This window comes from Polaromonas sp. C04, assembly GCF_002002705.1.
GTDB lineage: Bacteria > Pseudomonadota > Gammaproteobacteria > Burkholderiales > Burkholderiaceae_C > Rhodoferax_A.
Window position 1 is genome coordinate 1 of record NZ_MUNS01000008.1, and the last position, 4,023, is coordinate 4,023.

4 protein-coding genes and 1 pseudogene are annotated in these 4,023 nt (G+C 57.1%); all 5 read left to right on the plus strand.

What is annotated here, in order from left to right; translation table 11 throughout:
- Positions 1-197 (plus strand): annotated as a pseudogene (locus B0E49_RS20400) (IS630 family transposase); the annotation flags it as partial.
- A gap of 12 nt (positions 198-209) precedes the next feature.
- Positions 210-716, plus strand: coding sequence for a GNAT family N-acetyltransferase (locus B0E49_RS00080; RefSeq protein ID WP_286137711.1), 507 nt, complete (start codon positions 210-212; stop codon positions 714-716).
- A gap of 24 nt (positions 717-740) precedes the next feature.
- Positions 741-1,328, plus strand: a complete 588-nt coding sequence (locus tag B0E49_RS00085) for a GNAT family N-acetyltransferase (protein ID WP_077559942.1) — start codon at positions 741-743, stop codon at positions 1,326-1,328.
- 104 nt (positions 1,329-1,432) lie between these two features.
- A complete protein-coding gene (locus tag B0E49_RS00090) occupies positions 1,433-3,001 on the plus strand; it encodes an asparagine synthetase B family protein (protein ID WP_077559943.1) in 1,569 nt (522 codons plus the stop codon).
- Positions 3,002-3,089: 88 nt separating this feature from the next.
- Positions 3,090-4,023: MBOAT family O-acyltransferase (locus tag B0E49_RS00095; protein WP_144264377.1), on the plus strand; the 934-nt coding region annotated here is incomplete at its 3' end.

Here is a 4,023-nt window from a genome sequence, read left to right on the forward strand (position 1 = left end):
GCTTCTTTCGAGACATCACCGACAAGCGCATCCGGCGTGACAGCTTCACCAGCGTGGCCGAACTGGAGCTGGCCATCGATCTGTATGTTGCCCATCACAACATCGATCCCAAGCCCTTCATCTGGACCGCTCGCGCCTGCGACATCCTGGCCAAGGTCACGCGGGCCAGGGCCGCGCTCGTTACTACCGCGAGATAAGTACTGAACAGAGTGGCGCACTGCACTAGGTTGACCTATCAAGAACGTCTATTGGATGCAGGCATCCCGAATTCAGAGGATTTCATCCGACAAGCGGAATTACTGGCAGCAGAAGATTGCGTAAGAGCCTACGTCTTGTTTGATGGTGAACAGCCGGTCGCCTACCTTTATTGCCCGATAAGCAACGGTATCTTGATTTACAGCCATTTGGGGTATGACCCCGACTACCTGCAGATGTCGGTAGGAACCGTGCTGCAGTGGCTGGCGCTGGAGCAGCTATTTTCAGAATCCCGTTTTCGATATTTCGATTTTACGGAGGGAGATTCAGAACACAAACGTTTTTTTGCGACCGGCCATCGGCAGTGCGCCAATGTTTTCTGGATGCGAAGAAATATTGCAAACATGACGCTCATCCATGGCCAATCGCTGATTAATCGCACATCGATGTGGCTTGGCGTCAAAGTCGATCAATTGGGTTTGAAAGCAAGAATAAAACGCCTCATCCGCTTCTCAACATGAGATTCCACTTGTCCGGGGTCTTTCATGAAAGAAATTGCAAAAAAATTGATGCGATTGCTTCTGGGTGATTATTCAGCCTATGTCATTTATACCGACATGACAGGAAGAGATGCGCTTCAGCAAGCTGGAACTGATGCGAGATTCAAAGTGCTGCCGGTGGATTCAGCAGACATTGACGCTTGTCCCTATCCCTTGATCCGCGAGCAAATCGGCTATGCCGGCCCTGGCGCCCATGCCTATGCCTGTCTTGAGCAAGACCGCTTGGTGGGCGTGTGTTTTTACTGGTTTGGTGATCGATATCTGAAACGCAATTTTTGGCCCCTGCAGAACAGCGAAGCAAAGCTGGTACAGATCATTACTTTGCCGGAGATGCGCGGGGCTGGTGTTGCTACCCTGCTCATTGCACAGTCTTGCCGTGACATGGCGGCAAAGGGGTTCACCAGAGTATTTGCACGCATTTGGCATTCCAACACGCCATCCATCAAGGCCTTTAAGCGTGCGGGATGGGTTCGGATTGCCCTTGTTCTGGAAATCAATCCATTTCGACGATCACGGCCTCATCGCATACGCTTGAATGTTAAAGCCCATGAAGCACGAATCCAGCAATCGTGATTCATGCGTTTTCCCTTACCTCTTGACTGCAGTTACTGCCTCCATAATTGAGGAGCCCCGTAACACCCAGCGCCGCCCGCTATCATCGATCCACTTGACGCTCCATGCCATCGACTCAATCATCCCCAGCCCTTGATGCACCCCAATTTTCTGATGGGCAGCATGAGCACGATGCGAGTGCAAAAGCCGGCCTGACGGTCGATCGCTTTGGCATCCACTCGCTGTGCTACCGCGTCGATAACAGCCAACTGCGCTTTGCGCCGCGTGCCGATGAACTCGCAGATGCCAACACGGAGATTGGCCCGCAGGCGATTTTTGACTACCTGTACTTTCACGTCATCCCGTCGCCGCGCACCATCTACAAAGGCATCTACCGGCTGCCGCCCGGGCACCAGGCGGTGATGGAAAACGGCAAGTTGACGGTGGCACCATACTGGCAACCTCGCTTCGAAGAACAACGCAACCCGTCGTTTGCCGCTTTGAAAGACGAGTTCCGGCAGCTGCTGCAGGAGGCGGTAGCGGCCCAGCTCGACGGCAGCAAGCCGGCCTGTTTCTTGAGCGGCGGCACCGACAGCTCGACCGTGGCGGGCATGATTGGGCTGGCCAGCGGCAAGGCGGCGGCCTCGTATTCGATCGGCTTTGACGCCCAAGGCTACGACGAGATGGAATACGCCCGCCTGGCCGCCAGGCACTTCAAGACCGAGCACCACGAGTATTACGTCACGCCCGACGACCTGGTGCGTAGCATCCCGGCCGTGGCCGCGTATTTTGACCAGCCTTTTGGCAACTCGTCGGCCCTGCCCTCCTACTACTGCGCCAGGATGGCGCGCGAAGATGGCGTCAGCAAGATACTGGCGGGCGACGGTGGCGACGAACTCTTTGGCGGCAACAGCCGCTACGCCAAGCAGCGGGTGTTTGGCTGGTATGGGCACGTGCCGGGCTTCATTCAAAAGGGCCTGATGGAGCCGCTACTGGGCAGCCGCGCGGCTCAGGCCCTGGCGCTGACGCGCAAGGCGGGCAGCTATGTCGAGCAGGCCCGTGTGCCGATGCCCGACCGCATGCAGATGTACAACCTGATCATGCTTCTGGGCGCCAGCGAAGTGCTGACGCCGCAGCTCATGGAGCAGATCGACACGACGGCGCCGCTGCAGTTGCAGCGCAGCGTGTGGCAGGCGCCGCAGCAAGCCAGCGACCTGAACAAGGAGCTGGCCTACGACTGGCGCTTTACCCTGGCCGAGAGCGATTTGCCCAAGGTGCTGGGTGCCACCGGCTGCGCGGGGCTGGCGGTGGGTTTTCCGATGCTGGACCAGCGGCTGCTGGATTTTTCACTCAAGCTGCCCACCGACTACAAGCTCAAGGGCTTGAAGCTGCGCTGGTTCTTCAAGGAAGCGCTGCGCGGCTTTTTGCCCGACGAGACCATTGCCAAAAAGAAGCAGGGCTTTGGCCTGCCCTTTGGCGTCTGGGCCAACACGCACTCGGCCCTGAAAGCACTGGCGACCGACTCGCTGTACAGCCTGTCCCAACGCGGTGTGGTGCGCGCTGATTTTGTTCAAATCCTGCTGACGCAGCGGCTGCCCGAGCACCCCGGCTACTTTGGCGAGATGGTGTGGATCCTGATGATGCTGGAGCAGTGGCTGGCGGCGAAGGCGCCGGGGTTCAGTATGCCGGGCTGAGATTACTATTGAATAAGTAGCACACTGTGCAGGTGGATAAAGGGCTGGAGGCCTATTTCGCTCTGAAGTTTTGAAAATCTGACTCACCGTGCTGTTCACAACCGCCGCCTTCATCTGCGTTTTCCTGCCAGTCACCCTGATCGGCTTTTTTGCCATTGCCCGCTTCAGTCATGCGCGGGCGGCGCTTTGGCTTTTTGTTGCCTCCGTGTTTTTCTACGGCTACTGGATGCCGGTGTTCACGCTGCTCTTGCTCGCGTCGATCACTGGCAATTTCTGGGTCGGCACAAGGATCGCGTCACTGGCCAATGCTGACGATGACCGCAAGCGCGCGCAGGCCACAAGGTGGATGGTTTTTGGCGTCGCCACCAACCTCACGCTGCTGGGCTACTTCAAGTATGCGAATTTTTTTGTGGACAACTTCAATGCGGCCGTGGGCTCGAGCTGGGACATTGGCCGTGTGATCCTGCCCATCGGCATATCGTTTTTCACTTTCACGCAAATTGCGTTTCTGGCCGACGCCTGGCGCAAGGGCATACGGGAATACCGGTTTGTGCACTACGGCCTGTTCGTCTCGTATTTTCCGCACCTGATCGCCGGCCCCGTGCTGCACCATGCACAGATGATGCCGCAGTTCAGGGATGCGGCGACCTATCGCTTCAACAGTGGCAACTTCAGCGCGGGCCTGGCCATCTTTGCGCTCGGGATGTTTAAAAAGGTGGTGCTGGCAGATGGCATCAGTCCGTACGCCGATGCGATTTTCAAGGCGGCCGACCTGGGCATGTCGCCGGATTTTGCGGGCGCCTGGCTGGGTGCCCTGGCGTATACCTTGCAGTTGTACTTTGATTTTTCCGGCTATTCGGACATGGCCATCGGTCTGTCGTGGATGTTGAACGTGCGTAAGCGGTCGACTAACCACGTTCTTGTGAAGCGCGTCTCAACCTACGAAGCTACGTTCCCACGTACATGTAGATGGGAACGTAATGTCAGAGCGGATTTCAGATTTGGCGCGGCGGCTGGTTGTT